The organism is Hymenobacter coccineus, assembly GCF_001816125.1.
Lineage (GTDB): Bacteria > Bacteroidota > Bacteroidia > Cytophagales > Hymenobacteraceae > Hymenobacter > Hymenobacter coccineus.
In genome coordinates, this window is the sequence record NZ_MDZA01000171.1 from 1 (window position 1) to 4,796 (window position 4,796).

The following is a 4,796-nucleotide window of genomic DNA, read 5'->3' on the forward strand; positions in this document are numbered from 1 at the left end:
GGCGCAGGGGGCGGGCGGCGGGGCTTGGGCCAGGGCCAGCAGGGGCCCCAGCAGGAAGGTGAAAAACAGGCGGAAGGAACGGGTCATGGGGTGGAAGTGCGGCCGGCGGCCCGGGGGCCCCGGCGGCGGGGGGAGTTTACTGAAGACGAGCAACAATACGCACGGGCGGCTTTTCTGGCTATGCAACTGCCCCGCGGCGCTACCTTTAAGGTATCTATCCGCCGCCCGTTTTGCCCGAATCCTACTACGCCCGCCTCTCCGCGCTGGCCACGGCCCCCGCCGCCACCCCCGCCGACCAGCTGCCCAAGCTGCGGCAGCTCCTCGAACAAGTGCTGCGCGACGAGTGCCGCCGCCGCGAAGCGCCCTTCGCCGACCTCAGCCAGGCCATCGGCCTCGTGGCCTACGACCACCGCCTGCCGCCGCTGCTGCGCCGCCAGCTCCAGAACCTGCGCCTCACCGCCACCTGGTACTGCACGAAAGCTACCCCGGGCACCCCCGCCGAGGCGGCGGCCGGCTTTGGGGCCCTTGCCCGCCTGGTGGAGCACCTCACCGGCGAAGTGTACGACGGGGCCCCGTGCCGGCCGGTGGCTTGCCGGGTGCTGACGAGCAAGGCGATGACCGCGCCGAATCCCTGGCGGTGCAGCCCCTGGCCGCCGCGCCTACCTGGCGGGTGCAAGTGCTGCACGCCGACCTGGCCACCGGCCAGCTCACCGCCGAAATGAGCGCGCCCGCCGACGGCTGCCCTGCGGGGCCATTCGACGTGGACCTGCCCCCAGCTTACGACAACCTGCTGCCCCTGGCCGCCGCCCTGCACCCCGTGCTGCACCTGGTGGGCCCCGTGGCGCAGCCGGGCGGCCGCATTCGCCCGCGCCGCGTGGTGCTCGAGCCCGATTACCTGGTGAACGTGACCACCATCGCGGAGTGCGCCCAGGCCAGCGGCACCATCCCCGAGTGGGCCCTGCTGAACGCCTTTCTGCCCGACGAAACCTCGCGCCCGCTGGTGGTCGGCAACCTGGTGAACATGCTGCTGGACGAGGAGGTGAGCCACGCCGCCCAGCAGTACGAATGGGCCGCTGGGGCCCCGGCGGACAATGCTGGTAGTCAGGTAGAAAACTCCGATCTAGCCCCCGCGGACGGCCAACCGCTGCCCACGGATAACCCGCAACTCACACTTGACAACCAACCGCTGCCCGCTGAATTCGATCTGGAGGGCTTCTTCAAGCGGCGGCTATTTCGCTCGAACCCGCTCACCATCAGTGCGCTGCCCGATTTCCAGACGCGCACCGGCGTGCCCGAGTTGCTCGGCGACCTGCGCCGGCACTACCGCACGCTGCGGGCCAGCCGGGCCCAGGGCTTCATTGCGGGCAGCCGCACGGGCTACCAGCAGCAGCCGCTGCGCGTGGCCGACTGCTTCCTGGAACCGTCGTTCCTGTCAGCCACTTACGGCTTGCAGGGGCGCCTCGACTTGCTGCACGAAAGCCCCACCGGCTACGACATCATCGAGCTGAAAAGCTCGACCAAAGTGCCCCACGGCGAGCCCTGGAGCAACCACGCCGCCCAGGCCCAGCTCTACCGCCTGCTGCTGGAGTCGGTGTTTGGGGCCGATGGGGCCACCGCCGGCCGGGGCCGCACCAGCATCCTCTACTCCAACGCCGCCCCCGACCAGGCCCCCGTGCGCCGCGTGGACCAGGACGCCGAGCTGGTGGATCGGCTGCTCTCGGCCCGCAACCAGCTCGTGGGCACCGAGTTGCTGCTGGCCCGCGCCACGGGCCCCGGGGCTGTGGCCCAGCTGCTGGCCCCCGTGCTGCACCCCAACCTGGCCGCCCTGCCGCCCTTCGGCAAGGCCAAGGCCGAGAAAATGGCCCAGGCCTGGGCCGCCGCCGACCCCGTGGAGCGCGCCTACTGCCTGGAAATGACCCGCTTCGTGGCCCGCGAAATGCGCCTGACCCTGCTCGGCGACGACGCCCGCCCCGGCGACGCCGGTGGCCAGGCTGGCCTGTGGCGCCTGCCCGCCGCCCGCAAGCACCAGAACTTCAGCCTGCTCGACGGCCTCGAACTGAGCGAGGACCACAGCAACGCCCCCGACACCGCCCGCGACGGCCTGGGGCCCACCTCATCTTCCGGCGCCCGGCCGGGGGCCGCGAAGTCAACTTCCGGGCCGGCGACACGCTCATTCTTTACCCACTCCGTAAAGCTGTTAGCGCTCAGCTGTTAGCTGTTAGCTCCCCGTTGGGCGAAACAGATGATTTAAATCAGAACGAAGCCAATAGCCAAGAGCTGGAAGCCAACGGCCAGCAGAAAGAAGCCAATCGCCAACAGCCAATGGCTAATAGCCAGGCGCTGAGCGTGCTCGATGCGCAGGTGGTGAAGGTGGTGCTGGCCGAAGACCTCACCGCCGACGGCCCGGTGGTGCTGAGCGTGCGCAACCGCCGGCTGGCCCCGCGCTACCTCGCCGGCCACTCGCACTGGGCCCTGGAGCCCGACACCTACGATACGTTCCGGCGCGAATGGGCGGGCCTCTCGTCCTTCCTGAACCTGGCCCCCGAGCGCCGGCAGCGCCTGCTGGGCCGCCTCGGCCCGCGCCGGCCCGATGGGTGGGATGCCGCCGCGCCGCCCGCCACCGCAGCCCCCGAGGTGGTAGCTAGGGCCCTGGCCGCGCCCGACTGGTTTGTGCTCTGCGGGCCGCCCGGCACGGGCAAAACGCGCGCCGTGCTCAAGGAGCTGGCCGTGCAGTTGTACCAGGACGACAAGCAGGCCCTGCTGGCCGCTTACACCAACCGCGCCGTGGACGAAATCTGCGAGCAGCTGGTGGCGGCCGGGCTGCCGTTTATCCGCGTCGGCTCGCGGCTGGGCACGGCCCCGGCGTACCGTCCGTACCTGCTCGATAACATGATCCGGGACTGCCCCAGCCGCCAAACGGTGCGGGCGCGGCTCACGGGCTGCCCGTTCTACGTGGGCACCGTGGCCAGCCTGCTGGGCAAGCCGGAGCTGTTCTTGCTCAAGCAGTTCGACTTGGCCGTGGTGGACGAGGCCAGCCAGGTGCTGGAGGGCCCCATGCTGGCGCTGCTGGCCAAGGTGCCCAAGTTTGTGCTCATCGGCGACCACCGCCAGCTGCCCGCCGTGGTGGCCCAGGGCCCCGAAACCAGCGCCATTGCCCCGGAAGTGGCCGGCCTGCTCCGCGACGAGCTGGGCCTCACCAACCTGCGCAACTCCTACTTCGAGCGCCTGTTCCGCCGCGCCGAGGCCCACTGGCCCCACGCCCACGGCACCCTGGCCGACCAGTACCGCATGCACGCCGACCTGGCCGCGTTGGTGAACGACGACTTCTACGAGGGCCAGCTGCGCTGCCCGCTGCCCTGGCAGCACGCCCCGCTCAACCGCGCCAGCTGGCCCGCGCCGGCCGATAATTTCCTGGCGCGGGTGCGCAACGAGCGGCTGGTGTTCGTGCCCACCCGCCGCCAGCCCGAGGATTTGTCGATGAAGGAATCGGCGCAGGAAGCCGAGCTGGCCGCCCGCGCCGCCGCCGCCGTGGCCCAGGGCTACGGGCCCGATTTCAGCGCCGAAACTACGCTGGGCATCATCGCCAGCTACCGCAACCAGGCGGCCCGCATCCGGGCCCGGCTGGCCCAACTAGCGGTCGAGCTGAACTTGCCCAACTTGCTGCACGTCAGCGTCGATACTGTGGAGCGCTACCAGGGCTCGCAGCGCGACGTTATTATCGTCAGCTTCTGCTGCCACCACGAGCACCAACTGGAACTGATGGCCTCGCCCGACGAAACCGGCCAGGTGGACCGCAAGCTGAACGTGGCCGTGACGCGGGCCCGGCAGCAGCTCATTTTGCTGGGCAACGAAGAGGTGTTGCGCCGGGCCCCGCACCACGCCGCCCTGCTGGCGCGCATGGAAGCCGCCGCCGCTGGTGAGGTGTAGCGGTCTGTAGCTTGGACTTTGTAGTCCGAGCGCGAGCGCAGCGAGCATCTGGTGCCTAAAATCGTTTGGTACCGCCTGCTCGCTGTGCTCGCGCTCGGACTACAAAGTCCAAGCTACATTTTACCGGCCACGACTTGCTTAGCCGCCGCTGGGCCCCGCTGCGCAAACTTCCGAAATTTCTTGATTGTGAGCACCGTTACCTCGTCGGCGCTGGCCAGCCACACCCGCTGCTGGGCATCGACTTGCACCAGCACGGGCGGGGCGGAGGTGGTGGCGCCGGGCAGGGCCGGCAGCGGCACCAGCAGGCGCTGGGGCTCCACTTCGTCGGTGGTAGGGGTGGGGCTGGCGAGGGGCCCGGCGGGGGCGGCGGGCAGCAGCAGCAGGCCCATGGCCGTGGCAAACACGCGGCCCGCGCCGGGCACGCTGGCCACGCCGAACACCTCGTTGCCCGGTCGGCCAAGGAACTTGACGGTGGGCACTTCGGTCTCCCCGGCGGCCTGGGGCGTGGGCTCTAATACGCTGATGGCGTCGGACATGACGACCCACAGGGCCCCGGTGTTGTCGGGCAACAGCTTCTCTACCAAGTTGTCGGGAATTTCGCGGTTGCCCACGCCTTCCTCGTTGTAGCGCGTCCACTCGGGGCCCTGCTTGCGGCTGAGGCCCAGGTTGCTGCCCAGCCACACCGAGCCGTCGGCCGTGGCGGCGCCGGCGGTGATGGCCGGCGTATTCAGCTCGGCCGCGAAGGCGCCGCCCGGCCCGGCGAAACGCCCCGTACCCGTCGGCCCCCGCCCACAGGGCCCCTTGCGCGTCCTGAAACAGCGCCGTGATGCGGGCCGTGGCCGCCGCCCCGGGCAGCGCCAGTGGGTGCG

4 protein-coding genes are annotated in these 4,796 nt (G+C 70.4%); 3 read left to right on the plus strand and 1 reads right to left on the minus strand.

Features of this window, described 5'->3' with window-relative positions:
* Positions 1 to 230: 230 nt before the first annotated feature.
* The 3 genes from BEN49_RS27890 (at position 231) to BEN49_RS11305 (ending at position 3,927) form a co-directional block, all read left to right on the plus strand.
* On the plus strand, positions 231 to 722 hold the full coding sequence (locus BEN49_RS27890; protein ID WP_070743420.1) for a hypothetical protein: 492 nt from the start codon (positions 231 to 233) through the stop codon (positions 720 to 722).
* On the plus strand, positions 638 to 2,215 hold the full coding sequence (locus BEN49_RS11300; RefSeq protein WP_158022854.1) for a PD-(D/E)XK nuclease family protein: 1,578 nt from the start codon (positions 638 to 640) through the stop codon (positions 2,213 to 2,215). The genes BEN49_RS27890 and BEN49_RS11300 overlap by 85 nt, the downstream gene beginning before the upstream one ends.
* 107 nt (positions 2,216 to 2,322) lie before the next feature.
* Complete coding sequence (locus tag BEN49_RS11305) at positions 2,323 to 3,927, plus strand: DEAD/DEAH box helicase (RefSeq protein ID WP_125916760.1); 1,605 nt, start codon at positions 2,323 to 2,325, stop codon at positions 3,925 to 3,927.
* A gap of 113 nt (positions 3,928 to 4,040) precedes the next feature.
* On the opposite strand, the gene BEN49_RS27895 is transcribed toward BEN49_RS11305, so the two are convergent.
* Positions 4,041 to 4,796: hypothetical protein (locus BEN49_RS27895; protein WP_204376093.1), on the minus strand; the 756-nt coding region annotated here is incomplete at its 5' end.

Excerpts from the sequence above, each read along its gene's own strand:
- BEN49_RS11305 (WP_125916760.1), top strand. The coding sequence starts at position 2,323 with ATGGCTAATAGCCAGGCGCTGAGCGTGCTCGATGCGCAGGTGGTGAAG.